At 40.2% G+C, this 26,393-nt stretch carries 28 protein-coding genes and 1 pseudogene; 7 read left to right on the forward strand and 22 right to left on the reverse strand.

The window, feature by feature from the left end:
• Window positions 1–7: 7 nt before the first annotated feature.
• From E4T79_RS01895 to E4T79_RS01930, 7 genes are all read right to left on the reverse strand, one after another.
• Complete coding sequence (locus E4T79_RS01895; protein WP_135027091.1) at window positions 8–1,078, reverse strand: hypothetical protein; 1,071 nt, start codon at window positions 1,076–1,078, stop codon at window positions 8–10.
• A 46-nt stretch (window positions 1,079–1,124) separates the two neighbouring features.
• Window positions 1,125–1,874, reverse strand: a complete 750-nt coding sequence (locus tag E4T79_RS01900; RefSeq protein ID WP_135027093.1) for a hypothetical protein — start codon at window positions 1,872–1,874, stop codon at window positions 1,125–1,127.
• Between the two features lie 24 nt (window positions 1,875–1,898).
• Window positions 1,899–2,126, reverse strand: a complete 228-nt coding sequence (locus E4T79_RS01905) for a hypothetical protein (RefSeq protein WP_135027095.1) — start codon at window positions 2,124–2,126, stop codon at window positions 1,899–1,901.
• Window positions 2,127–2,210: 84 nt separating this feature from the next.
• Window positions 2,211–2,708 (reverse strand): hypothetical protein, encoded by a 498-nt coding sequence (locus E4T79_RS01910; protein ID WP_135027097.1) that lies wholly within the window; start codon window positions 2,706–2,708, stop codon window positions 2,211–2,213.
• Between the two features lie 69 nt (window positions 2,709–2,777).
• The gene (locus E4T79_RS01915; protein ID WP_135027099.1) at window positions 2,778–4,466 is read right to left on the reverse strand and encodes an SspB-related isopeptide-forming adhesin; all 1,689 of its coding nucleotides are present in this window, start codon (window positions 4,464–4,466) and stop codon (window positions 2,778–2,780) included.
• Between the two features lie 299 nt (window positions 4,467–4,765).
• Window positions 4,766–5,920, reverse strand: a complete 1,155-nt coding sequence (locus tag E4T79_RS01925; RefSeq protein WP_135027101.1) for a tyrosine-type recombinase/integrase — start codon at window positions 5,918–5,920, stop codon at window positions 4,766–4,768.
• Window positions 5,921–5,988: 68 nt separating this feature from the next.
• Window positions 5,989–6,540: a helix-turn-helix transcriptional regulator gene (locus E4T79_RS01930; protein WP_135027103.1), complete on the reverse strand. Its 552-nt coding sequence runs from the start codon at window positions 6,538–6,540 to the stop codon at window positions 5,989–5,991.
• A gap of 163 nt (window positions 6,541–6,703) precedes the next feature.
• On the opposite strand from E4T79_RS01930, the gene E4T79_RS01935 reads away from it, so the two are divergent.
• The 7 genes from E4T79_RS01935 to E4T79_RS01970 all read left to right on the forward strand — a co-directional run bounded on the left by E4T79_RS01935 (window position 6,704) and on the right by E4T79_RS01970 (window position 11,799).
• Window positions 6,704–7,003 (forward strand): hypothetical protein, encoded by a 300-nt coding sequence (locus E4T79_RS01935; protein ID WP_135027105.1) that lies wholly within the window; start codon window positions 6,704–6,706, stop codon window positions 7,001–7,003.
• 130 nt (window positions 7,004–7,133) lie between these two features.
• A complete protein-coding gene (locus E4T79_RS01940; RefSeq protein WP_021002053.1) occupies window positions 7,134–7,412 on the forward strand; it encodes a hypothetical protein in 279 nt (92 codons plus the stop codon).
• Between the two features lie 5 nt (window positions 7,413–7,417).
• Window positions 7,418–7,744 (forward strand): replication initiator protein A, encoded by a 327-nt coding sequence (locus E4T79_RS01945; RefSeq protein WP_135027107.1) that lies wholly within the window; start codon window positions 7,418–7,420, stop codon window positions 7,742–7,744.
• Window positions 7,745–7,747: 3 nt separating this feature from the next.
• Window positions 7,748–8,377, forward strand: coding sequence for a hypothetical protein (locus E4T79_RS01950; protein WP_135027109.1), 630 nt, complete (start codon window positions 7,748–7,750; stop codon window positions 8,375–8,377).
• Between the two features lie 313 nt (window positions 8,378–8,690).
• Window positions 8,691–9,536, forward strand: a complete 846-nt coding sequence (locus tag E4T79_RS01960; protein ID WP_135027110.1) for a replication initiation protein — start codon at window positions 8,691–8,693, stop codon at window positions 9,534–9,536.
• A 310-nt stretch (window positions 9,537–9,846) separates the two neighbouring features.
• Complete coding sequence (gene mobV, locus E4T79_RS01965) at window positions 9,847–11,151, forward strand: MobV family relaxase (RefSeq protein WP_135027112.1); 1,305 nt, start codon at window positions 9,847–9,849, stop codon at window positions 11,149–11,151.
• Window positions 11,152–11,316: 165 nt separating this feature from the next.
• Window positions 11,317–11,799 (forward strand): hypothetical protein, encoded by a 483-nt coding sequence (locus E4T79_RS01970; protein WP_135027114.1) that lies wholly within the window; start codon window positions 11,317–11,319, stop codon window positions 11,797–11,799.
• A gap of 184 nt (window positions 11,800–11,983) precedes the next feature.
• Here E4T79_RS01970 and E4T79_RS01975 read toward each other — a convergent pair whose 3' ends face one another.
• From E4T79_RS01975 to leuS, 15 genes and pseudogenes are all read right to left on the reverse strand, one after another.
• Entirely contained in the window at window positions 11,984–12,313 is a 330-nt protein-coding gene (locus E4T79_RS01975) for a type II toxin-antitoxin system RelE/ParE family toxin (RefSeq protein ID WP_135027116.1), read from the reverse strand.
• Window positions 12,303–12,590, reverse strand: a complete 288-nt coding sequence (locus tag E4T79_RS01980; protein WP_135027118.1) for a hypothetical protein — start codon at window positions 12,588–12,590, stop codon at window positions 12,303–12,305. Before E4T79_RS01980 ends, E4T79_RS01975 begins: the two co-directional genes overlap by 11 nt.
• Window positions 12,591–12,796: 206 nt before the next feature.
• A complete protein-coding gene (locus E4T79_RS01985) occupies window positions 12,797–13,996 on the reverse strand; it encodes a putative cross-wall-targeting lipoprotein signal domain-containing proteiin (RefSeq protein WP_135027120.1) in 1,200 nt (399 codons plus the stop codon).
• A gap of 33 nt (window positions 13,997–14,029) precedes the next feature.
• Window positions 14,030–14,785, reverse strand: coding sequence for an LPXTG cell wall anchor domain-containing protein (locus E4T79_RS11420; RefSeq protein ID WP_135027122.1), 756 nt, complete (start codon window positions 14,783–14,785; stop codon window positions 14,030–14,032).
• A gap of 2 nt (window positions 14,786–14,787) precedes the next feature.
• Window positions 14,788–15,117, reverse strand: a complete 330-nt coding sequence (locus tag E4T79_RS01995; RefSeq protein ID WP_135027123.1) for a hypothetical protein — start codon at window positions 15,115–15,117, stop codon at window positions 14,788–14,790.
• A 286-nt stretch (window positions 15,118–15,403) separates the two neighbouring features.
• On the reverse strand, window positions 15,404–15,667 hold the full coding sequence (locus E4T79_RS02000) for a helix-turn-helix transcriptional regulator (RefSeq protein WP_135027124.1): 264 nt from the start codon (window positions 15,665–15,667) through the stop codon (window positions 15,404–15,406).
• 6 nt (window positions 15,668–15,673) lie between these two features.
• Window positions 15,674–16,770: pseudogene (locus E4T79_RS02005) on the reverse strand (replication initiator protein A).
• 365 nt (window positions 16,771–17,135) lie between these two features.
• Complete coding sequence (locus E4T79_RS02010; RefSeq protein ID WP_135027125.1) at window positions 17,136–17,510, reverse strand: hypothetical protein; 375 nt, start codon at window positions 17,508–17,510, stop codon at window positions 17,136–17,138.
• A gap of 301 nt (window positions 17,511–17,811) precedes the next feature.
• On the reverse strand, window positions 17,812–18,339 hold the full coding sequence (gene tadA, locus E4T79_RS02015) for a tRNA adenosine(34) deaminase TadA (protein WP_135027127.1): 528 nt from the start codon (window positions 18,337–18,339) through the stop codon (window positions 17,812–17,814).
• Window positions 18,340–18,375: 36 nt separating this feature from the next.
• Window positions 18,376–19,110 carry an amino acid ABC transporter ATP-binding protein gene (locus E4T79_RS02020; protein WP_135027129.1) on the reverse strand — a complete coding sequence of 245 codons (735 nt, stop codon included), beginning with the start codon at window positions 19,108–19,110 and terminating at the stop codon, window positions 18,376–18,378.
• 11 nt (window positions 19,111–19,121) lie between these two features.
• On the reverse strand, window positions 19,122–19,781 hold the full coding sequence (locus E4T79_RS02025) for an amino acid ABC transporter permease (RefSeq protein ID WP_135027131.1): 660 nt from the start codon (window positions 19,779–19,781) through the stop codon (window positions 19,122–19,124).
• 8 nt (window positions 19,782–19,789) lie between these two features.
• Window positions 19,790–20,596, reverse strand: coding sequence for an amino acid ABC transporter substrate-binding protein (locus tag E4T79_RS02030; protein WP_135027133.1), 807 nt, complete (start codon window positions 20,594–20,596; stop codon window positions 19,790–19,792).
• A 12-nt stretch (window positions 20,597–20,608) separates the two neighbouring features.
• A complete protein-coding gene (locus tag E4T79_RS02035; RefSeq protein WP_135027135.1) occupies window positions 20,609–21,748 on the reverse strand; it encodes a PLP-dependent aspartate aminotransferase family protein in 1,140 nt (379 codons plus the stop codon).
• A gap of 1,008 nt (window positions 21,749–22,756) precedes the next feature.
• Window positions 22,757–23,716, reverse strand: coding sequence for a hypothetical protein (locus E4T79_RS02040; protein WP_135027137.1), 960 nt, complete (start codon window positions 23,714–23,716; stop codon window positions 22,757–22,759).
• A 20-nt stretch (window positions 23,717–23,736) separates the two neighbouring features.
• Complete coding sequence (gene leuS / locus E4T79_RS02045) at window positions 23,737–26,238, reverse strand: leucine--tRNA ligase (RefSeq protein WP_135027139.1); 2,502 nt, start codon at window positions 26,236–26,238, stop codon at window positions 23,737–23,739.
• Window positions 26,239–26,393: the final 155 nt, after the last annotated feature.

The following is a 26,393-nucleotide window of genomic DNA, read 5'->3' on the forward strand; positions in this document are numbered from 1 at the left end:
TATCTTACTATTTATTGAAAAGCCGTTGCAAGAAGGAACGGTTACGTAGGGATTTCGTCTCCTCTTGTGCCGCATTCCTTTCTTCAAAGTAGCGCCTAGACTTATCTGTCAGCTGTTGACATTCCTTTTTCAGCAACTCATTATCCTTCTCTAAATTTTTGTAGTATTCTTCTTTTTCACAGTAACATCTTAATCGAGACTCAGCTTGATTGATTTGTTCTCTCAGTTGGTTAACTTTCTCGCTTTTTTGACTGAAGCACTCTTCTAACTGCCTAATTTCTGCCTGAAGCTCTTGGCACTGTTCTTCATAAGATTTCAAGGTTTCGTATCTCCTTTCATTGTCGCCTAAAAAAACAAAAGCTTCTAAGTGGTATTTATTAAATATCCCATAGAGTTTATAGTCTCTCTCCTGGTAAACTTCCCTTACTTTCGCCGCAATTCCCCTGATTTGTTCAAATGAAACAAATTTCTCAGGTACATAAATTTCAGTAGACTCAGGAAAATGAGCTTTAGCTTCAAGTAAAGGAATCCCTTTTTTAGCTAGCTTTATACGCTTCGCAGGCTCCGGACGCTTTGTTTTATAAAACTCGATACCTAGTTGACCATTTAAGCGGTAGTATTCTGAATAGGGATAAGTCTCGTCAATCTCAATCCATAGTTTTAAAATGACAAAGTCCTCGTCTTCAAAAACCAATCGCTTCATGGGAGAGATAGTTTTTGGGAAAATAAAGGCAGTATGTTCGCCATAGCCAATTTGAAATCTTTTAATAGACTTGAAGGCTTCGATAAAAGCATTGAGTTCTGACGAGTATTCAAAATTGCCCTCGGTTCCTTTTAGGGGACTTTCTTCTCCCGAATAATAGGCAAAGTAAGGCTGTCCTTGATTCCTACCATCTTTTTTATGACCACGATTGGGAGTAACTTTTAGACCTGTCTCGATATCATAAAGACTTGCCCTCTCTTTAGGTTGAGTCACTATCTGTCCTCGCCCTTTCAAAGCTAACGCATCAAAAGCGTTGACCAGTTCTTCTTCTCCTGAAGGTTTTCGCCACTTTGCATAAAATTTTGAAACTACCATACAAAAACTCCTGCATCCTTTAATTTCATTATATCACAAAAAGGATTTAATTCACCTGCATAATATTCTTAGCCATACGTTGGCTGCCAAAGAGCATGACAATGTAGATAATGCCCTTGCCAATCGCCACAAAGGCACTGGTCCAGGCTCCTGTCTTTTCCACCGTCAACAGATCATCGGTCACAATAGCTGGGTAAAGCATGATGACCACAACCAAAATCAATCCCTGAAGGACGGCCGCAATGTAGAGCTTAAAAAAGCCAAAGCAGATCGGTCGTAGGCTCTCCATCATGTAGCAGGCGACCACAATCTTTGCGATCCCCTTGTAGGTATAGAGGGTAAAGGAGCGCAAAAGGATCAACAACTTAGCCGAGAGTTGACCGATAAAGTCAACAACATGATAGACAATCTGAAGCATCCCTTTAGAGGCCCAATTTAAATTTTTAAAAGTAGGCTCTATGTCAGTTTTTACTTCTTTTATTCCTAGTTTAGCCACTCCCTTAATCACGACATTAAAGAGCCAGGTCAGGCTGTCGAAGATCTCGTCCACGTAGAGGATGAGAAAAAGGGCAATGGTATATTTGAGAATCTCCTCTATCCAGAGCTGCAGGGAAAGTTCCCCACCATTGCTTTTGAGCTGTTGGTGCCAGTTGAGCAGGTTCATCCCCATAAAGAGTAAGAGAAGCAAGATAGCCACCTTTTCCATAGAACCAGCAACCGTCTCCATGAGTTGATAGGCCGTAGCATTATACTCCTTAAGACCCCTGGTTAATTGATCTAGTGTGGATTGGTTCATGGAAACCACCTCCTTTGCCTTGTCCTAGACGACAATCGCTTGAAGTCCTGCGGCAAGGGCTGAAAAAATAGCCTTGAGCACCGTTCCAAGGAGAGCACCTAGAATCATACTCTGAATCCCCTTGTCCTTCTTGTCATCCAATTCCCGCCGGATCCCAATGGCCAAGTCCCAGACTCCCCAGGCTGCCCACCCAAGACCAATTAGACCACCAATATTTCCAATATTGTTGATAAAATTAACAACTGCTTGCATTGATTATTTCTCACTTTCTTTTCTAAAAATAAAAGACACTAAGAACAATCTTAGTGCCTGTGTGCTATAAGTGAATGACGAGGTTTAAGCCTCGTTTGGATAGAGGGTAAGAGAGAGGGCGGTAATAACGGATAAGACAACGATAATGGTCGTCTCCCACCAGTAATAGATTGGGATGCCATGTGGGAAAACAAAATCTGTCATCATGTTATTAAACCATTCTGGTGCTGGAATATCCTTTTGAATTAAAAAGGTATAGCCTGCTATGCCAAAACCCAGAATAAAGTAAGAAGCTACTTTAAAGACAAACCAACCAATGGCCGTCGCTATTAAGCTCTTGATTAAGTTTAGGATAAAGAGAAGAATCATCAAGGGCGTGGTGACCATGAGGACTGCTGCCCTCATGATAAGGCCGGGAAGGTTCTTAAAACCTGCTAGAAGAGCTTGTTTCGTCCACCTAGCCCCTTTCTTCCACTTGCTTTCTTTAGGCGCTTGTGGAGCCTCTGAGGCGGTCCTACGTGGGGTGTAGTACTTGTAGCCACTTTTTGTCACGTGTGCATGCATTTTCTTATCCTCTCTCATCTCTATCCCCTCTCATCTCTATCCCCTCTCATTTGTTGGCTTTATTATACCATAAAGCCAAGGGAAAAACTAGTCTTCTTTGCGTTTGCGAACGCCACCAAGACTCAATCCTGACAGCAACACGCCACCAATAAGCCTTAAAACGCTACCTGCTTCACCAGTTGACGGAAGCACATTAGCTTGTTTAACTGGCGTATTTGGAGTTGGTTGTGGTAGTTCTAGAGTATGTGTTGTGACTTTCGCAGTCATCTCTTTGCCATTTATAATATTGACAAAAGTATTTTCAACATCACCTGCTGCAATACGTTCTACCTCAATATAGAAATCTGCATCAAACGTACCTTCAACTCCAAGTGAGTTTAGGAAATCCTTATCAAAACGATAAGACCACTCCCCTTTTTCTTCATTCCAAACTACCGTTACAATCTTATTGATAAAATCGCTATTTGTGTTTTGGTTAAATTCAAAAGTAAAGCTATATTTGGAGCTAGCTTTGACAGTATCTCCAGCTTTAATCAGTGTCCCATCTTCAAGCCTTACATCATAAGCTAGTACCATATCTGCTTTGGCAGTATATTCTGTCCCTGTGACAACAGCTTTCCAATTTCCTGTATAGCGGTCATGAGTAGTGTCTAGGCGATCTAGTCCATCATATTGCCAAAGCGTGTCGTGATGTTTGCCTACCGTCACACCATCAAGCAAATAGCGAATATAGTCGCCAATTTTTACTTCTTGACCGTCAAGAACACTATTATCATCTTTGGCACTCAAGGCATGCTTTTCAGGTTGAACTGTTGGAATATTATTAACTACAAGATTAGAGACGTAAGGATTGCCAAAATCAATTTGTTGAAAGTCATTTTCCACTTTTTCACCGTCTTCAACAAGTAGTGTTGCTGGAAGACTAATAGTGATGTTATTATTCTTTAAGACATAATCACTGTAGTAGGTCACAGGATTTTTTGCTAGCCACAAGAAGAACTCACCTTTTGGCTCAAGTCCCGATTGCTTAAGGAAGTTTTCGACTACTTCTGTGCGTCCTTTATCAGAAAGCACGTGATACATATCAAAGAGAGCTTTTATGTCTTTATTTTTGTTGTCTTTAATAGTGATATTTTTAATGTCAATGGTCACGGCGCCGTCTTGAACATCATCTAAAAGACCAAAGCCTTTAGCAATAGCTTCTTTAGACACTGTCAGATGCTTGTATGAGCTATAATCAGTTGTTAAGCCATAATTAACGTGCTTATCAAAGATTGTTGCACCGTCAATATCAGTACCTGAGTTATCAGTGACTGTTTTCCTTGGTGTTGGTTTGTCTGATGTATAGATAGTGACTGTATCAGAATAGATAAAGTGCTCATTCCTTGATACGCGGTAAGTATTGTCATAGAAGCCCTTGTCGTAGATTGGGGCAAAGACAATCACTGGCTTAGGAAGGATCTTACCTTGATAAGTAGATAAGTAGGTAACTGTGTTGGTGGCTTCGTTATAAGAAACTGTCCAACCACTGTCTTTATTGAGTTCAAAAGTACGTTCCACATCTGGAATAGCCCCAGCTTCTAACGGATCAGTGATACCAATAGTATCACCTACTTTTGCATTAGCTAAGATATTTTCATAAGACAAGTAATATTTTTGGAAGTCATTTTTAACAACTGTCTTATTATTGATATTATTGCCTTCTATGTCAGTGACTTGTTTAGTCACAACTGGCTTATACTGCAATTTGTAGTCACGATATGTCACTTTTGGCATAATTGGTACAACAGGAGCATTTATTGATCGAACAACAGCTGACGGCATAACGTTTGGATTAGTGAAGCTGACATAGGCTTGACCGTGCGTGTTATAAATCCAGTTATCATCAATATTTAAGAAACCAGGTCTTAAGAAAGCTCGTAAAGCTAGTCAGTTCTCAAAACGTTAAAAACCGCTTTACATCAACGATTACAAGCATTTTGCAAGTCTCTTGCAAGGTGCTTTTTTTGTTGTTTTTTGCTTTTGATACCTTTTTTGATACCGTTTTGGAAAAACTTCTACATCTTTTTTAACTGTTATTTTGCTTTGAGATAGTCTGCGAATTGCTTGATGGACTTATCTTCTCCATTAGTTGTTGAATGACTGTAGGTGTCTAAAGTCATTTGACTACTTGCATGACCTAGCCTTTTTGCTGTGTTGACTGGGTCAACTCCAATTTCAATCATCAAGGTTGCATGGGTATGCCTGAAACCATGAGGACTGATTTTCCTTAAGCCATGCTTTCTGATAATCCGTGATAGGATATTGTTGATATAGTCTGCATGAAGTGGTTCTATTGAGCCTGACCGTGTGCAGTAAGTAAAGATAAAATCTTGATCGATAGAAAGGGGTGCAACTGCTAGTTGTGCCTTTTCTTTTTGGCAATTTGCCTTCCATTCCTGCAGAATAGAGACCGTCTCGCTGTCTAGCTTAATCTTTCGAACTGAAAAATCGTTTTTAGTGCCTTTTTCAATGGCTTTACCATCTAGCCTACCTAGGCTTTTGCTTATGCTGAGAGTCTCGCTCTGAAAGTCTATATCAGCCCATTTAAGAGCGTATAGCTCGCCCTTCCTTAAGCCACTATAGGCTAGTAGTCTAAACAGTGCATAGTGCTTGTAAGGTTCTTCTTGAAACACTATAGCTAGGAACTCTTGCAGTTCTTGGACTGTCCAATAGTTATCTATCTGTTGTTTCTTCCGCTTTGGCATGATAATTTCTGCCATAGGATTATGCTTAAGCAATTTCATCTTAATCGCAAAGTCAAAGACGTTATTAGTGTAGGACTTGATTTGCTTGATATTCTTGAAGGTCTTTGCTTTTTCTGTGATGAAGTTCTGGCAGTCTAAAGGGGAGATTTTGCTGATGGGCAGTTCTCCCATGACTGGCAGAATGTGAAGCCTAAACATATCAAGAGTACGAGAAGCCGTTGTCGGCTCTACAGTATCTCGATAGGCTTGATACCATTTCTCGAATATCTTGTTATAAGTTTTATGAGTTGGTTTGATGAACTCTTCCAACTTTCCTGAAGCCTTAAGATAAATGAGTCTGGCTTCGTAGTCTTTGGCTTCCTTTCGAGTACGAAAACCACGTTTGATATGGTCTGAACGTTGACCGTCTCTGGTCATATAGACCTTGACAAGATATAAATAGCCATTTTTGGCTTTTTTACTTGGATATTTGTGAATGGACATTGTAATTTCTCCTTTATTTTTCTAAGGTTTCGGAGCTTGTAAAACAAGGAAATTACGAGTTGTCATAATTATTTTTTATGCTTTTCAGCCATTCTTTCTTGATATTCAGGAGTTTTTTCCCATGCCTGCCATACGTAGTGATAATCTGATTTTTCATCTCCACTATGGTTAATTGTATAAGGAAATTCTTTGGCAACTTCTCTTATCCTTTGTTTGAGTGCCTGAATTATATTAGGCTCAATGCCTTCAAAAATTTCATCAATTTTTCTATCAAGTGTTGGAGTGGATAGAAGCATTGTTTTTACAAAGCTAACATCATCTTTGAAGGGAGTCCACTCGGTTACTTTGTCTAAGTTAGTTTTCCCTTGAGCTACTCTAAAAAAACTCTGTAATAGAGGTTCATCACCTGGATTTATCAAGTTAGGCTCTTTTTCATCCCCTAATAGGTATCCAACTGATACTCCAAAATATTTTGCAAGAATAACTGCATTGTTTTTCTTGGGATTACGTATGCCTTGGTTATAGCTTGTTAATGTTGGGTAAGCTATTCCAGTTTCTTTGCTAATTTTTTTCAGTGTTTTACCGCTTAAAGCAACTAGATATGGAATTCGTGTATTCATTTTTTCTCCTTTTGTAATTAAAATAACACAAATAATACAAAAAAACAAATTAAGATACAAAAACTGTTGACAAAAATGCAAAAGTATTCTAAAATGTATTTTGTATTTAAATAATACAAATAAAATGCTTTCGGAGTTTGTAAAAAAAGGAAAGGAGTCAGCTATGGCTTACACACTAGAAGAACAAGAAACGTTTGTCCGATTTGACGCACTGGATAAACAATGGACGATTGAAACAAATTATTCTCCACACATTCAAAAAGTGCTAAAACTTCCTGAAGCCTATGAAGTGTTAAACACTGAGGAAGAAGAAGGCAGAACGATTTGGCTCAATGCCATTATGAAGATTGGTGAGGATTTTTCAATCAATGTATTTCCTAAGAAAAAACGCAAGGTGACAGAAGAACAACGCCAAGAACTTGCTGAACGTATGAAACAGGCAAGAACCAGCCTTGAAAAATAGGAGTGTTGCTCGGTCTGAAATACTAGAAAGGTATATTTACCCTATGGAACTATTTCAGATTGAACCATTCCCAGAAAATAGGCAGTGAAAACAGCTAAAAAACGATTTTAACAAAAAGGAGAACCTGCAAATGACAGAAGGATTTACTATACAACTTCCAAAAGTAACTGAAAAAAAGTTATTGGCTCGCTATGATAACATGCTCCAAAAGGCAATAGAAAAAGCCCTTGAGGACAAGGAGCTTTATAAGCCTATGGTTCGTATGGCAGGCTTGTGCCGTTGGCTAGATGTCTCAACGACGACTATTGTCAAATGGCAACGTGAAGGCATGCCCCACATGGTCATTGACGGAGTGACCTTGTATGACAAGCATAAAGTCGCTCAATGGTTACAACAATTTGAGAGGTAAGAGCTATGGACTATGATAACGAAAATTACTTAATACCTAAAATTTTATTACAAGATGATTTCTACAGTAGTCTATCTGCGAGAGATATTTTAGTCTATGCTGTCTTGAGAGATAGACAGATAGAAGCTCCTGAAAAAGGTTGGATAGATACTGATGGCAGTATCTATCTAAATTTTAAACTGATTGAATTAGCTAAAATGTTTTCTTGCAGCAGAACCACAATGATAGATGTTATGCAACGATTGGAAGAAGTTAATTTGATTGAACGAGAAAGAGTAGACGTTTTTTATGGCTACTCTTTACCCTACAAAACCTATATCAACGAGGTATAAGCAATGATAAAGATTTATTTTGGAAAAGATACAACACTTAACCAAGCTATTCAGTCGCGATTGGATAGCTATCAGATTGACTATCGAGCGTTCTCAAGTAAAGATATAGATGCTAAAACACTGATGGAATGGCTATTCAGGTCGACCGATATATTTGAATTACTAAGCACTAAGATGTTGAAATACAAGCTGAATACACAAATTACCCTTAGTCAATTTGTTCGAAAGATTTTGAAAGACGTCAATAGTACCCTGAAGCTTCCCATTGTTGTGACAGATGAGGTTATTTATTCGAACATGACCCCTGACTATGTGACGGTACTCTTGCCAAAAGAATATCGGAAAATTGAAAGAATTCAGCTGATGAGGAAGATGGAGCAGTTAGATGAGGGACGTCTATTCTGGAAAAACTTTGAGTCACTACGTAAGCAATCAGAGCTACGTTGGTTCGAATTGAATGAGTTGTTGTTTGCTGATGTGTCCGACGATTTAGGAGAAATCAAAAAAGCTAAAGACCGTTTCTTTAGCTACAAGAAAAATAAACAAGTTCCGACTGATGACATTATCGAAAAAATCCTCAAGATATTTTTGGTTGACCGAGAAGACTTTTTCAAAAAATCTGTGTTGGATTGACAAAATTTCTAGTCAAAAATATTTATAAAAATGACTATGAAAATATTTTGAAAACAGAGTTTAGGGGTCAGATTTTGAGGGGTTACGGAAATTTTATAACAGGGCGCCCTCTAACAGCCCGCTATGTTCCCATTTCGTGGGATTTTACTACACCCGTTTTTTGACAAGTTTGACCGCCGGAAAATGAAAATGGTCCGACTCCGTAAGGGTCGGCTTGGGGTTGCTCCCCCAAGAATTTTCATTAGGGAGAAGGTCTTTGCGCAGGCAAAAAAATAGGCGCCGATAGGCGACCGTAGAAAGAAAGGAGTCTTGTTTGGAATTAAAAGTCAGTTTAGATAATATTACGATAACAGCTTATATCAAGAACCGCAAGCTCCTAGCTCTAAAAAAACTAGTTGAAAGTCATACAGCGATTAGCATTCAAACAGCTATGACCGATATGTTTCGAGCGTCTACTAGGGATGGGGGTCAAGTTGTGCTCCATATGGAATATGACAAGATAAAAGGACAAGCCTTTAATGCTCGTCCTTTCCGCTTGGAGTTCAACCCCAATAAACTCCGTTCAGTAGATACTGAAATTATAGACACTATTATACCATATCTTGAAGATATTTCAATATCTCGTGTCGATTTAGCTTTTGATTTGTTTGAGGTTGATTGCAGTGAGTTTATCCTAGAAAAGAAAGGTCGTCCTACTGCAACCAAAGAATTCCGCTCGGATACTGGAAAGCTAGAAACGAAGTATCTTGGTGCTTCTCACTCAGAAAAACAAATAAGGCTGTATAACAAGAAAAAAGAACAGCTAGAGAATGGGACGGAAAAAGAAAAGGAAAGTGCTAGTCAGTTCCAACATTGGTGGCGCTTAGAATTTCAGTTGAGAAGTCGCTCAGTTGAGGAGATATTCGAGGTTATCAATACAGTTATTTTTAAACCATTCAAATTTGAAGGACTGTCTGTGGAAGGTCAGTTATACTTGCTAGCTTTAACACGTGATAAGGCAGTGTGGAATAGAGTTAGCAAGAACACAAGAACAAAGTATAAAAAGATTTTAGAAACCTATCAAACATCGGATGTTGATTATTTGGGATTGCTGAAAGACTTGTTGAAACATGAGCGACCAAGACTTGAAAAACAATTAGCCTATTATGGTGGTCGGTAGATTGTCGGACAATGCGAAGCGTCCGACCAAGGGCACTGCTTAAGTGCCCTACTCGCTTCGGCGAGTATAATCGAAGCTCCTCTTGTGGCTCGAGAGGTGGTTCGAAGTCGCTCCTGTATTCGGAGCGAAGAGCTGTCTGCAAGACCCTTCGGAGAACGCACATTTACGGAGTAAAGTGTAGTGCGTTACACTTTACATGGAAGTAGTGCCGACCCTTCAGGAGAAAATCTTGCCTATGGGTTGCTTATTTCTGGTGGCAATCGTCCGCCACCAGCTCGGCGACCCTTTGAGCCGAGAAAGGAAACAAACTATGAGTTATGCAGTAGCCAGAATGGTCAAATACAAGTCTGGTAATTTAGGAGGAGCTTATCGTCATAATGAACGTATTTTTGAAAATCATTCGAATAAGGATATTGATCCTGAACGAAGTCATTTAAATTATGAGCTAACAGACCGTGACCGCTCTATGCCTTATGACAAACAAATAAAACAATATGTCAATGACAATAAGTTATCCAAACGTGCTATTCGTAAAGACGCTGTATTATGTAATGAGTGGATTATCACATCTGATAAAGTTTTCTTTGAGAATATGAGCCAGGAGCAAACAAAAGAATTTTTTGAGACTGCTAAAAATTTCTTTGCTGAAAGATACGGAGAAGAAAATATTGCCTATGCTATGGTTCATCTTGACGAAAGTACCCCACACATGCACCTAGGGCTTGTACCACTGAAAAATGGTAAGCTCAGCTCAAAAGCTCTGTTTGGTCACCGCGAACAGCTTCAGGCAATTCAGGAGGAGTTCCCAAAATACCTGAATGATAAAGGGTACACTTTACAACGTGGAGAAGTTGATAGTGAGAAAAAACATCTTGATACTGCTGAATACAAGGAGAAACAGCGTTTGTTTGATGATGTCGAGCAACGACTATCTGAAAAGCAAGATAAGTTAGAGCAGATAAGTCAGAAAATAAACCAGCTAGAGTTGACTGTTTCAGAAAAAGAGCAACTGCTCCGGCATTTGGAGCAGAAGGAGTGGGACACTCTCGAAGAGTTGAAGCAATACGAAAAAGAAATAGAGACCTTGGCTGAAAGTTTAACTGATTTGAAAGAGGTTGAGCCTTTAGGATTTAGGGAGCTGCACGCAGAAGGACTAGCAAAGCGTACACTTGACGGCAAACTAAAGATGAATAGAGAAACCTATAATAGGTTATATCAGACTGCTTCTAAAAATGCGACAAATAACGTGAAACTGAGGCAGGACAGGAATGCTTTAGAGCATAAACTGAATAAATCTCTAAAAGACCAGAACAATCTAGCTAAATCATTGATAAAAAGTGAAAAGTTGCTAACAGAAAACAGGGAATTGAGGTCCGAAGTTGGCAGACTCCAGCATGAAAATAAGAGCCTTAGGCAACAGATGGAACGCTTGAATGACCAGCTGAAAGCTGTGAGCAAAAAGTTGGCTCTTTGGCGAAAGAACGCTAAAAAGTATCTACCAGATAAAGAGTTTCGCTCTACCCTGAAACTTGCTAATCAAATACGACCGCCGAAACTAAATGTAGTAACCGCAGTCAAAACAATTAAAAATGTAATTGAGAAAAACTTATTTTAATCACTTTATGCCGTGAAAGTCTCTTGACAATAAGCTAGTCGGCTTTAGACTGAAAGGGGTCGAGTCGGCAGGCTGAAAAGCTGACGACCGATCGCCGTAGGCTAAAAAAGACTAGGTTTCTTGTTGTCAAGAGAACCATGGAATAAATGAACAAGGAGAAGGAAAATGACCAATAAAAACAAACCACTCGTTTATTCAATCTCGCAGCCCACCTCCTTTTCTGGAAAGGATTTGATAGGCTTCCTACAAATTGCCCATAAAGAAGCGACAGGAGAATTTATATCTTCTTCTTGGCCATTAAGCATTATTGAACCATCTTTTTTGGAAGATGAGTCAGGGAACGACTTTTGGACAAAAGAATTAGCTTTACATATTCTAGAATATCGTCTAAAAGAGGATTATGATATTAAATTTCATGAGTATCAGAAGGATGGGGAAAATTTACTAGTTTTAGTCATAGAAGACCTTAAATTGTTCAAGTCAGGTCTGGTGCGACTGCTAGATGATTTACTCAATCCGAACAAAAAGTATTTATTGTATCGTATGTTTATCAAGACTTATAGGACGATGTCAGTTCAAGAAAAACTTGAATATCACCAAAAGAAAATGCGTGAGGAAATCGCCCGCAAAAAGTCTAGTAAGAAATAACCTGTGATATAATATTGAGTGAGGAGGTAACATTATGAGAAAAACTCTTTTTGGTTGGATGATAGCATTTTCTGTATTCCGCTTTTTTGGCCGTTCTGTGAGACAGTCGAGTAAGGCGTTGCGTCGCTTATTGCGATAACTACACTTTAAAAGCCCTGGCATTACTGCTAAGGCTTTTTTGCTATTATTTAAACAATTTCATATAGTCGCTTTTAGTAGCTAATAGGTACGTAATCAAAATGACCTTATTTTCATGGTCTACTGTATATAAAGCAATATAATCTTTTTTTAGTGTTAAACCTCTTGTTTTATATTTAGAATCAATTAATAGGCCGAACTTTTCATCAGCATTAAAACCGGCCTCTGGAAAAGTTTTAAGACTAGAAATGTTTTCGATGATTGAATTAATCTTCTTTTGAGCTGCTTGCTCACTTTGAAAATGTTCTAAAATATAATTATAAATTTCTTCCAAAGTCCTTATCACTTTAGGGTCGTAAGTGATTTTATAGTCCAAAATGTTCCCTCACTTCTTCCTCAGTATAAAAGTTCCCAGCTTCATAATTAGCAATGCTATCTTTAATTTCAGCCTGTAATTTTTTAAAGAGTTGTTCTTTTTCTAACTCTTCTTCGTTTAGTAAATCAACTTCGTTAGTGACAACGACATTTTGTAGGAATAACCTCAAGGCAGATGACAAAGTTAAATTTTTCTTGTTTAATACTGTCATCGCTTCGCTTACCAATTCTTTATTAGCTTGAAACGTAACAGCTCTATTTTTTTCTACTGTAACCATTTTATGTAACTCCTTTATGTAATTTATTTAATTATATCATATACATAAAAAAAGACAATAAAAAAGCCCAAATAATTGAGACTGCTTTCGTTTATTTTATAAGCTCCGAAACTACAGAAAATTGATACCTTTTTGATACCGTTTAGGTTTAAATATTTGTCTATAAATAAGATTTTTAGTGATTTTTCATTTTAGAAACGTTGATTTTAAAGGGATTTGACTTTAAATAATAGAGTGAGCCAAAAACCAATATTTCCTGACGCTTGCCCTGGTGTCAATACATAATCATGTCCAAGCGTCACCGAACGATTGATTGTATCGGTAAAGGATGTCCCTCCTGAATGATACGTATTGTAAACATTATTCCCGCCTATTGAATAAACTTGAAAATTAATACGCTGATCGACTGCATGATTTGCTCGATTAGCTGTATAAGCGTAAGAATACAACTCTACATTTTTGAGGTGAACAGTAATCGTGCCGTCTCCATTTGCCGTAGTTGAATAGTTAAGTCTCCCTGTCAGCGTTCCTGTTCCAAGGATACCTGCGACATCATTATCTCCGTCATTCATATCATGCGTAAAGCTAAAAGAACCATCTGCATTGATTCCACCAGTCATAATGGAATTTCCATAAGTAAGATTATCAACATCTTGTACAGCTACGCTAGCATTAACAGTGACATTTGTATTACGATAAACAGCCTCAAGCGCTTCTTGAAAGGCTTGAATAGCTTGACGATTCGCTTCGATTTGTTGGCGAACTTTGGTTGTATAATCCTGATAAGCAGATACATCTGTCCCATTACCGCTAGCTTGAGTAACTGTTTCAGATGAAACCTTACCGCCACCTTGAACCACTGCGTCACTCACTTGTTTATTCAAGTCTTGATAAGCGCTCTCTGCTTGAGCATAGGCTTTTTTACGCTCAAGCGCTTCTTGTTTCGCTTGATTGAGCTTATTCACTTGTTGGGTTTGATCTTGTGCAATTTCGGACTGTGCCTTATTAAGTTCAGCTGTGGTAGTTGGTACGCCTTTGTCTTGAGTTGGGTCTTGTGTGACTTCTGCACCTACCTGCCTAGCTTCTTCAGCTGCTCTAGTAACTACTGTATTATCTACTGGCACATCTTGAGCAGCTGATGACATATTAGCTTGTTTTGCATAAGTATCATTGTCATTGGTACTTGTTGGTTGCCTGTCATCAGCAACTTGTGTTTGCGTGTTTGATGCACTATCTTTTGTGTGATCTGTAGCAACAGCTGTACCACTTGTACCATCAATTGCGGTTACCTCATCAGCCAAGACATTTCCAGCTGAGAAGGTGAGTGCGCCTGCAAGTGCAATCCCACAAACCAAACCATATACCTTTGATTTTCTAAAATATCCTTTTCCTTGTTTCTTCAACATTCTTTCTTTACTCCTTTTTTTATAAAGTTTGTTTTAAATGTATTTCTTTTTTGAGAGAATACCGACCACTCCAAGTAGCCCAGTTCCTAAGATTGAAAGTAGGCTAGTCGCTTCTCCTGTTTGCGGCAAGGTTGCTTTGGTACCATCTGCTTTAGTGACAGTGATAGTCTTATCTGCGTTGGTAATAGCTCCAATAGATTCAGGAGTGGCTGTCGAACCATCAGACAGAACTACTTGTCCGTCCTGAGTACTCACAATAGATACTCCAGTATTGGTTTGAATAGGTGCTTCAGGAATCGCAGACTGGATGACCTGACCTGTCACAGTGGAGGTCGTTCCCGTTTGAGATTTTCCCTTTTGTGTGTGGTCTATTGTCACCCCTCCAACATCGTTAATATTTGGTGCTGGTGCTTGATTGTTTGAACTATTATCATCTTCAGATGGAGCAGTAGTTGTTGTCGGATTCGTGTGATCAATATTCACTCCTCCAGCATCACTCACATCAGGAACAGTTGGATTCGGTGTGCTTGGAAGTGTCGGATCTACTGGTGGAGTTGGATTTTCAGGTTTGAATGGTTCTGTTGGATTGCTTGGTTCTGTAGGAGTTGTAATCGGTAGGGTCGGATCTGTCGGGGCTTCTACTGGTCCAACGGGATCTGTAGGTACCGTAATTTCTGTTGTTGGTGCTGTTGAGTCTACCGGGGCAATTTCATCTGCCAAGGCAGTCCCAGTAGCCGAGAGTATAATAGCTGATGTCGCAATTGTTGCGAGTACTTGTTTCTTTGTCATAATTAGTTACCTTTCTGTTTGTTTGTGCGATAGGAGGGCGACTGATAACCTTTTCCTGTTAGGCGTAGTACAAAGCCTGCTGGGCTTCGTGTCTTTCTTGCCACTAAATGATTATCTTTTTTGATGGTGCGAATATGGCTATAAATACTCTTGTAGGGTAAGTGGAATTCTACATCTCGAAGTATGCCATCCACATATCCTCTCGCTTTTTTTACAGCATAGTCAGGCTTAAGGATGAGTTCTGTCCCATCCTCTAATCGTGCCGTTGCACCTCCTTGTTTTCCTAAGTTTCTTAAGTCCCTTAGGTGGACTGTTTGTGTTTCATCTATCATAAGATTTCTCCTTGAAGTTGAAAGGCGATTTACGCCGTGCTGGAGTGATTCGTAAACCACTCTCGGTACTTTATACACTGGGTTTATAGTCTAGGAACCCCTACTCCTTCAGCTTATGATTTTTTAAACCATGCTTTTTCGTTACTGTGGCTGGACTAGATATCCTTTTCTAGCTCGCTACTCGCCCCCATTTTTCTTTTATCCATAGCCACGCTGTATCAGGGCAAGCCTTTTATTTAGTTATCAAAGATCCGTCTAGTTTACTGACATCTCGGTCAAGTTGCTATCAGCGTTTTTGTTTGTAGGCAATCCAATAGCTTAAATCAGAACTAGCATCCTGCTTGTCGTTACTTACACCGAGAAGGTAGCCAATAGAAACATGAAAATACTTGGCTAGTTGTTCTGCGTACTCAGGATTGATACGGCTAAAACCTCGTTCCCAATTTGAAACAGTTTTACGAATCACACCAACTTTTTGAGAGAGCTCCTCCTGAGTCAGACCTGCTTGTCTCCTTAGTTCCTTCAATCGGTTCGAGACTGACTTTGTCACCTGAAATCACCCCCTTTCCCTTTTGGATAGGGCATCCAAATACTTATTGAGTTGGCTGGTTGACAGCTTATTGGGGTAGTAATATCGGATAATGCTTGGACAGGCTTCAGGAAATTCCTTAATGTAGTCACTCCAATTTGAAACTGTCACAAATCCCTGTTCTGTTTCTACGAGAAGAGCCATTTTCCAGAAGTGAGTCATCATCTTGTAGAAATAGCCTGGTATATTTTTGATTGGTTTTTCTTCATTCTCACCTGTTTTAATTTTAAAAATGAGTTTATCAATTTCACGTTCAAGATCTGTGACCCAGACCTCACCCAAAATGGTTAATCCCTGCAGGAGGTCGCTATATTCCTTTTCAACTTGTCGCTTAGCCTGGTATATTTTATTTTCAAGTATTTTGGCATCATCACCAAATAAGCTGAGTCGCTGAATTGCCGTTGAAGATAAAAAACCATGTTGTCCCATTTGGAATGCTTCAGAATCCGAAAGCGTAGATAGTGGAATCTCGTTCTGGTATCGATTAGTATCGTTATCTCTTTTATCATTCTTACTTAGATTATTCTTACTTGGTTCGATATTCCCGACTTCTTGATTTCGGTTTTGACGAGTTCTTGAAGTCGGAATTTCAGAGTTCTTGAAGTCGGAATTTCAGAGTTCTTGAAGTCGGAATTTCCGACTTCATAGAGTTCCCAAGGGTTTGGAGCATCTTCAAAAGCTATTTCTAATAGAAATGGATCAGATACAACATTCTTTGGGTATAGTCTATTAGGTTGCTTCATTCCTTGTCGTTCTTCATCAAGCAAGTTGTATCTAATCAGCTCTTTCTTCAACTTGATGATTTTATCTTTTCCATAACCAGTGTCTTGACTTAGTTCATTATTCGGATAGATGACATAGACGTCACCATGTTCATCTACAAAATTACCTGTGTCTTTAGCTGTCTGAAGTGATAATTTCAAGCGGTCATTGATTAACATATAGAGAAATTTTGCTTCAGCACATAATTTTTGATAATAGGTTGTCCCAACTAAAACTTTAGGCAACTGGTAGTGGATCTCTGTAGCTTGAACTTGAATTAAACTCTTTCTGCCGTAAGCCATATCTTAGTACCCCACCTGAAATGAATTTAGATTACACGCTAGCTGATTTTGTGGTGTAAAAGTAATTATCTGTTGTCTTTCTAGCAATGTGATTACTGCATCAGCTTCATATTTGGTCAATTGTCTTATAAACATGATTTCTTGAATCAATTCTTGTCTTGTCATTTGAGTAGTTCCTTCCTTTCTTTATTTCAATAAATTAAAGTAGCTAAAGAGCGCGTATAGTGATACTAGAGCATTCATCAAAAAGAAAAAGAGATACAGCAGATAAACCTTGTCCCTATGGTAAGCACTGATAAATATTGAACAAAAGATAATTGCAACACAAATATTTGCTGGAATTAAAACTGACATACTTTACCTCCTCATACATAATTCATCAGTCCTGGATTAAACTCCAAAGTCAGCCACATAGCCTCCTCCTGTGTCAACTGATAGACATGTCCCCAAGTGTGATCTCTGGAACGTTGGAGATAAGGATAGGTTCCATGTTTATTCTTTGGTCTTAGTCTATGGACAACACCATCTTTCTCAGCTTGCCATAGTAAGCTAGAGGGTTTGTAGTAATAACCATTTCCTAACCAAATTCTGTTTAGGTCATCATATGGAGATGCTTTCTCTTCTTTAGAAAAATTTTCAGAATCTGTAACAGTTTCTACTTCCTTATCTCCATCAAGATCTATCACTTCAAAGATTTCTAAGGTATCAATATCCATGATAATTTCAATGTTGTTTGACATTTATTCTGTATCCTCCAAATAATTTTAGGTGACGAAAAAGAGAACGATTTCTCGTTCTCTTAAGCTATAAAGTATTTAATTTTACATTTCCCAAAATTCTAGACACTTACCATCCGAATGCCACACGTAGCCATGAAAAAGAAGCGCAGAAGCGCTTTCTGATTACAGGCACTTTTATGATTGCCAATCATTTTACGTTTGACCATTATCACTCACTCGTTTTCAAGGGGATGATATTACAAACAAAACCCTTTGATACAAACACCTTATCTGAACGTACAGACTTTCCTCATGTCTTATCCTATTTTGGTGCGTCTGCATTGAGCTGCTGTTCCTGTTTGAAAGCTTTCTTTTTCTCGCGTCCTTGACGGAAAAAGGTCTGCATAATCGTAGCACATTCATCTTCCAAGATTCCTGTTTCAACTACGACACGATGATTGAGCCGCTCGTCCTCTAAGATATTATAGAGGCTCCCTGCAGCACCAAACTTTTGATTTGGCGCACCGTAGACGACCTGTGGAATCCGCGCTAGACCGATTGCGCCGCTACACATGACACAAGGCTCAATGGTCACAAACAAGGTCGTATCAAGTAAGCGCCAGTTTGCTTCTCGCTGATTGGCCTCTTGAATGGCCATGACTTCTGCATGTAAAATCGCCTGATTGCACTCTTCCCGCGCATTGTGCCCGCGTCCGATAATCCTACCGTCTTTCACGATGACACACCCGATCGGAATTTCATCTTTTTCCAACGAACGCTCCGCCTCTTTCAAGGCCTCCCGCATAAAATATTCTTTTTCTTCCTGGCTGTAGCTATTTTTTGTTTCCATGTCAAGTATTATAGCAAAAAAAGTAAAGAGCTCCAACTAGTGGTGAATCCGAGACAAAAATTGTTTGGTTCTTTCTTCCTTGGGAGAATCAAAGATTTCTTGAGGACTTCCTTGCTCAATAATCTGACCATTTTCCATGAATACTACTCTATCTGCCACCTCACGAGCAAAGCTCAGTTCATGAGTCACTACAACCATGGTCATGCCCTCTTTTGCCAACTCAACCATGACCTGCAAAACACCACCAATCAACTCTGGATCAAGGGCTGATGTCGGCTCATCAAAGTAGATGACAGCCGGGTTGCTGGCAAACGCGCGCGCAATCCCTACCCGTTGCTGCTGCCCGCCTGACAATTCACTCGGATAAGCATGGTATTTCTCTGCAAGTCCCACCTTATCCAGTGCTTTCTGTCCAATCGTATCTGCCTCTGCCTTGCTATATCCTTGCGCCATAATCAGACCCTCAGTCACATTTTCCAAAGCTGTTTTATTAGCAAAGAGATTATAATTTTGAAAGACAAATCCTGTACATTTACGAATCTCCGCGATTTCTTTCTGGCGAATCTGCGCCAAATCATAGCTTGTATCTCCAAATACAAACCGACCGCTATCTGCCCGCTCTAAAAAATTCATACAGCGTAGCAAGGTCGTCTTTCCTGACCCTGATGGACCCAAAATGACGGTCACCGTCCCTTGCTCCACTTGCAAGTCCACGTCCCGCAAGACCTTGGTCATGCCAAAGGACATGTTTATCTTCTGTACTTCTATCATCTTACTCCCTTTTAATAGACTTTCAATTTCTTTTCACCGTAGGCTTGTACTTTCGTCAAGACTGTTGAAAACAATAAGTAAATCAAACCAACCTCACAATACAAGGCAAAGGGCTCATAGGTTCTTGCCGCAATCTGCTGAGTTGCCATAAACATCTCTAAAACCGTGATATTAGCTGCTAAGGATGTATCTTTCACCAGACTGATTAAAGAATTAGATAGTGGAGGAAAGGCTACTCGAAAAGCTTGAGGTAGTACAATACGATGCATGGTTTGCCAGAAAGTCATCCCTACACAATAGCCTGCTTCTAACTGCCCTTTAGGAACGGATTCAATCGAGGCCCGAATCGTTTCAGCTGCATATGCTCCTGTATTGATGGAAAAAACAAAAACAGCGGACGGAAAGGCATCTAGTACCAATCCCAAGCTCGGTAAACCGTAGAAAATCACATAGAGTTGCACCAACAGAGGTGTGCCTCGAATGAGCCAAATATAAAATCTAGCGAGCTGTTTTAACACTGGAATATTGGCAATCTGCACGAGGGCTGTAAAGACTGCTATGAGTAGGCCAAACACGAAAGAGAGGACTGTTAGTGGAATCGTCACTAACAATCCTGGTATCAGTATCTGGCTGAATGAATCAAGAATAATCTGCCATAATCTATCTGTCATAATGATCCCTATTTTTTCATCTGTGACACATCATCGCCGAAGTATTTCTTAGATAATTCTGTCAATACGCCTTCATCTGCCAATTCTTTCAAAGCCCGATCAATAGCCTTGACCAAATCATCGTTACCTTTAACAACCGGTAGAGCTGTTGCCTGCACATCATCTGACAAGGCTACTACTTTAACTGGTGCCTCTGGGTGTTGCTTGATATAGTCAAGATAGGCTACATTATCATTGATAGTTACATCCACACGCTTCGAAGCTAGCAATTCAATTGCTTGTTGGAAACCATCTACACCAACAATTTCTGCACCCTTGCTTTTAGCAACTTCAGCCCAATTACTCGTCAAGCTGTTGGCTGATTTTTTCCCTCTAATATCAGCAAAAGAGGTAATAGTCTTTTCGTCTTTCTGCGTAATCAAGGCGCCATAAATATAGGTATACGGGGTTGAAAAATCGTATTTTTCCCTGCGTTCATCGGTCACACCGACTTGGTTAGCAATGACGTCAAAACGTCCCGCATCAAGCCCTGCGATAATCGAGTCCCACTCCGTTTCGATAAATTCCGCTTTCACTCCGAGCTTTTCAGCTACTTTTTCAGCTACTTCAACATCGTACCCTACCAACTTTCCACTCTCATCATGATAGGTGTAGGGTACATAGGTCCCCTCAGTTCCAACTTTCAAGACCCCCTTTTCCTTGATTTGTTCAAGTAAAGAGCCTGCTGTCTCTGCTTGTTTTTGTGAAGTAGAGCTACATGCAACAAGCACCACACTTGCGACAAGTCCTACTATCCAGACTACTAATTTTTTCATTCAATTTCTCCCTTACTTTCTAGCTTGATGAAAGGCATTTTCTAAATCATCAATCAAATCCTTACCTGCTTCAATACCTACTGCCAATCGTAATAAGTTATCTCGGATACCAATCTGGTCTTGTAAGTCTTTATTGTAAGACTCATGGATCATGGTTGCCGGATGGCAAATCAACGATTCAACGCCACCTAAACTGACCGCAAAACCAAAGAGTTTCAAGGATTGGATAAAGGATTGCAAATCATACACTTCCTTATCTAATAAGAAAGATAAGACACCACCATGTCCTCTTGCCTGACGCTCCTGAATTGCGTGACCAGGATGATCTAAAAGTCCTGTATAAAATACTTGGACGCCCTCTTTTTGATTCAGATATTCTGCCACCAGCTGGGTATTTTCTTGATGCTTATCTAAACGCAAAGGCAAGGTCTTCATTCCTCGCGATAAAAGAAAGGCATCAAAGGGACTCAGGATAGCTCCGAGCAATTTGTGCGTTGCTTTCAGCTTAGGATAAAGATCCTCCCGGTTGGTCACTACTAAACCTGCCAAAATATCCGAATGCCCAGCATAATACTTGGTCGCTGAATAGACAACAATATCTGCTCCAAAATCCAACGGTCGTTGCAAATAGGAGGTCATAAAGGTATTATCCACAATCACCAGCAAGCCTTGTGCTTTAGCACGACCAATCACAGCTTCCAAGTCTGTGACATGAAGAAGCGGGTTGGTGGGAGTTTCTAAAAAAATCGCCTTAACCCTCGGATCAAGCTGAGAAAAGTCATAGTGATTAAAATCAGGCACCAGTTCATAGGACAGGTTTCGACTTTCAAAGAGTTCATTAACAAATTGCCACGTTCCACCATAGACATTATCTGATAGGAGAATACGGTCGCCACTGTTTAATAATTCAAAGACAATAGCTGTCGCAGCCATCCCAGTTGCGGTTGCCAAAGCATAGCGAGCACCTTCCAAACCAGCTACCTGTTGTTCTAAACTAGCCCGAGTGGGATTAGCACTTCTACTATAGACAAAATCACCAAACTGATTGATATTTGGTTGTAAAAAGGTGGATGAAAGATACACCGGATAGGTCACTGCACCTTTTCCTGTGTCATCAACTTGACCATGAATTGCCTTTGTACTATATTCCATGATACCCTCCTATTACTGATGCTTTTTATCATACCACGCTCCTTGCTTCTTGACCAATACATATTTTCTATCACCGTGATTAGTAAAATTTATTCCCCAGCCTCTCCTCTTAAAAAGATAAACACCCGCACATGGAAGCAAGAGCCCATTTTTGACACGCTTCTTCTATCTTTTCCTAATTCATTCCCAGCAAAAAACTCTTCAAAATAGTCTGACTTCAGTATTTCCAAAAGTTTTAATGAATACTATCCTCAGAGTTCACCTCAATACAGTGGTTGATTGCTTCAATGGCTATCGTGCCGTTGAAAGTTGAAACGAAGCGCTGTTCCTTTTTCAGACTAGAACCTCCTTGGGTACCTTTTTCTCATACTGGTTCCCTTTTCACACTCCAAATCTGACCCAATCAAACCCTGTAGAAAAGAGCGCAACAGTCCGAGAATAGCGCGTTTCAGCCCTAAGCTAGAATGCAGGAAATAAGGTAAAAACCGACCTCTTTCTTATGTCTTTTAAGTTCTTTCCCACTCCCAAAGCGGGTGAACGAAGTAATATAGTCCTTTCGTTTATATTTTTACTACTTCGTTCACTCGTCTTGCTGTACTCCAGTACTACCTGCGACTCCTTGCCTCGTACTAAAAATAAACGAAAGGACTATCACTGAATTCAACAGAAAAAAGAGTCCTAACCGTAAGCAAACAAGGGCTGCAATGGCTACGACTCCCTTTAGGTAGAATACTTCCTACACAGTGATGTTTCCTCGTCCATTTGCCTATTTTATAATTGTTTCGAACTAGTAGAAAAGGATACATCCTTAAAACAAACACCGTCCGTGCTAAGCCAATGACACCCTAACCGATTGCTTAGATAACTATCATGCCACTGATGAAACGTATGACAGAAGTATCTTTCATCTTCTCTCACCTTTTAAGCTTAAAAGAACATGTTATCCATCTTCCGGGTCTAGAACCACAAAAGCGAGTCTTTAAAATCACGGCCTCGTCTCACTCCCTTTTATTTGACATAACCTAATTGGATAGCAGGGAAATGTTCTAGTAAATACTCAAAGAAAGGGGTGAGCATCTCATCTGTCTGTTTGCCTTTATTTTTAAAATGTAGCTGTTGGATCTTTTTACTATCTTTTTTGATAACCGAAAGAAACGATGAACGCGAAGTAGTAATCAGACCATAGGCTTTACTTCTCAGCTCATAATGATAAATACGCTCCACCTCTGCTAAATCAACCAAATGGAAACCTCCCTGATAGGTAAAGAGATGATTTTTATAGATTGCAATCTTTAGTTCGTGATTGCTCCAATCTGCCTCATAGACTGCTCGCTCAATCATTCCAACCAACTCTGGATAGCTAGCGTACAGTTCTTGATAGGCACGTGTATTTGCCCTAAAATGTCTGATTGCAGAGTAAAGAAGAAAGAGACCAAGTCCTCCTGCTACAAGCATTGTCAAAACTGCATGAAACCTATCACCTTGCAATTTTGCAAGAGAAACATAGGAGCGAGAAAGAACATCCTGCTCTATCTCACTGCCTGCAAAAAAGCTGACGATATAAGACTGATAATCTTGAATTTCAGACTCTGTATCAGTTCCCAACTGATAAGCATAGACTGCTAAAGGCTTGGGAGTTTGTGATAAATTCTCACCTTGTGCAATCATCTCGTTTACCAGTGGATCATTCTTCTTAGCTTCTAAGCCCAATAAATTTCCCGACTCATCGCTAATCAGATAAAGCTGATTCCCATTTTCCAACTCACCAATCGCCTCTGGGACAAACATAGACACGTTTATCGTGGTCTCCCCATGACTAGAATTAGGTTCATAAACCAGATTCTTACGCTGGAGTGAAGCAAGGTCTGTCTGAAAATAACTGAAAAAGCCATAGCCAACTGCAAAGGAGAGAACCAACAAACCTATCAGAAACATTCCCCAGAAGCCTTTGAATGTTTGTTCTTTCATTTCAAGCACCTATATCCTCTCTACTTCACCACTAAGTTCACCAGTTTGTTAGGAACGACGATTACTTTGACGATTTCCTTGCCCAGTAGCTCGGCCTGTACCTTGGCATCGGCTAACACAAGAGATTGTAACTCTTCTCGTGATAAATCTTTTGCTACTACGAGTTTAGCGCGTACTTTCCCTTTAACCTGCACCACGATTTCAATCTCATCTTCTACCAAGAAAGATTCGTCATACGTTGGCCATGCCACGTAGGAAATACCATCATTTGAGCCCGTCACAAGTTGCCAAAGTTCTTCTGCCAAGTGTGGTGCAAATGGGGCTATCAACTGGAGAAAACCTTTAGCATATTCGATATAGAGTCTTTCTTCTTTGTTAGCACTATTCACAAAAATCATCAGCTGGGCAATGGCTGTATTGAACTTAAGTGTTTCAATCTGATCGGTCACAGCTTTGACCGTTTCATGATAGACCTTGTCCAAGTTACCATTGTTTTCTGTGACAAGTGTTTTTGACGAAATCAAGCGATAAACACGGTCTAGGAACTTACGGCTACCCTCTAAGCCTTCTTCGCTCCAAGGAATGGATGCGTCAAGTGGTCCCATAAACATTTCATAAACACGAAGAGTATCGGCACCATATTGAGCAACTACATCATCCGGATTGACCACGTTTTTAAGAGATTTAGACATCTTGGCAGGTGTTTGTTCTAGCTCTTCTCCTGTTTCCAGGTTAAAGAATGAGCCGTCACGTTTTTCAACCTTGTCAGTCGCGACAAGGGCACCGCGACGATCGCGGTAACTCGCTCCCAAAATCATCCCTTGGTTAAAGAGTTTTTGGAATGGTTCCTTGGTTGGAACCACACCGATGTCATAGAGAAACTTATGCCAAAAACGTGCGTAGAGCAAATGGAGGACCGCGTGCTCTGCACCACCGATGTAAATGTCTACAGGTAACCACGCCTTAAGTAACTCTTCATCTGCTAGTTTTTCTGTATTGTGTGGATCAACGTAGCGGAGGAAGTACCAACTTGACCCTGCCCATTGTGGCATAGTATTGGTCTCACGGCGTCCCTTGACTCCGTCTTCTCGGGTCACCTCTAACCAGTCCGTCAAGTTTGCAAGCGGGCTTTCTCCTGTACCCGACGGCTTGATATTGCTCGTCTTTGGTAAGACAAGTGGTAATTCATCTTCTGGAACTACAGTTGAAGTCCCATCCTCCCAATGAATGATAGGGATTGGTTCCCCCCAGTAACGCTGACGACTAAAGAGCCAGTCGCGCAAGCGGTAGGTCACCTTTTCCTCACCGACACCGTGTTCTACAAGCCAAGCAATCATCTTTTCAATCGCATCTACCTTGTTCAAACCATCAAGGAAATCAGAATGGATATGCAGTCCGTCCTCCGTATAAGCCTCCTGCTCCACATCTCCCCCTTCGATGACCGCGACAATCGGCAATCCAAAGGTTTTGGCAAATTCCCAATCGCGGTTATCGTGCGCAGGGACTGCCATAACTGCCCCTGTACCGTAGCTAGCAAGCACATAGTCGGCAATCCAGATTGGGATTTCTTGACCATTTACAGGGTTAAGCGCATAAGCACCTGTCCAGACACCTGTTTTTTCCTTGGCCAGGTCGGTTCGAGCAAGGTCAGATTTAAGACTAGCTTGATGCTTGTACTCAGCTACTGCTTCAGCTTGTTCAGGAGTCGTGATGTAATCTACCAATTCATGTTCAGGTGCCAGTACAGCAAAGGTTGCTCCAAAAAGGGTATCGGGACGTGTTGTAAAGACTGTAAAGTCCTTTTCTGTCCCCTTAACTGCAAAAGTGACATTGGCACCGCGTGATTTCCCAATCCAGTTACGTTGCATGTCCTTAATGGACTCTGGCCAGTCCAAGTCTTCCAAGTCATTAAGCAAGCGCTCTGCATAAGCTGTAATTTTTAACATCCATTGGCGCATCGGTTTTCTGACAACAGGATAGCCTCCACGCTCAGAAGTTCCGTCAGGTAAGACTTCCTCATTCGCAATGGCTGTTCCTAGCTCTTCGACCCAGTTCACAGGCACTTCCGCTTCATAAGCCAAGCCTTTTTCATATAATTTTGTGAAAATCCACTGGGTCCACTTATAATAATTTGGATCCGTCGTATTGACCTCACGGTCCCAATCATAAGAAAATCCCAGTGCATTAATCTGTCGTTTGAAATTAGCAATATTTTGCACTGTAAACTCTGCTGGGTCATTTCCTGTATCCATAGCATATTGTTCCGCAGGTAGACCAAAGGCATCCCAGCCCATTGGGTGAAGAACATTGTAGCCTCGAGCACGCTTGTAACGGCTTAAAATATCTGTAGCTGTATAGCCTTCTGGATGTCCAACATGTAACCCGGCTCCACTTGGGTAAGGAAACATGTCTAGGGCGTAAAAATTTGGCTTTGCTTTATCCGTACCTGTTTTAAAAGTGTGATGTTCCGCCCAGTATTTTTGCCACTTAGGCTCAATCACTCCATGATTGTAAAAACTCATAGCTATCTCTCCCATTTTGTATGATATCCTCATTATATCATGTTCTAACGCATTTGCAGCAGGAGATTGAACCAAAATACCTGAATTTCTTGATTTCTATTTTTGAAAGCGCTATACTAAAAAAGAGAAAAACGATTTGAAAATATTCGTATGCT

This window comes from Streptococcus sp. LYSM12, assembly GCF_004569635.1.
Classification (GTDB): Bacteria; Bacillota; Bacilli; order Lactobacillales; family Streptococcaceae; genus Streptococcus.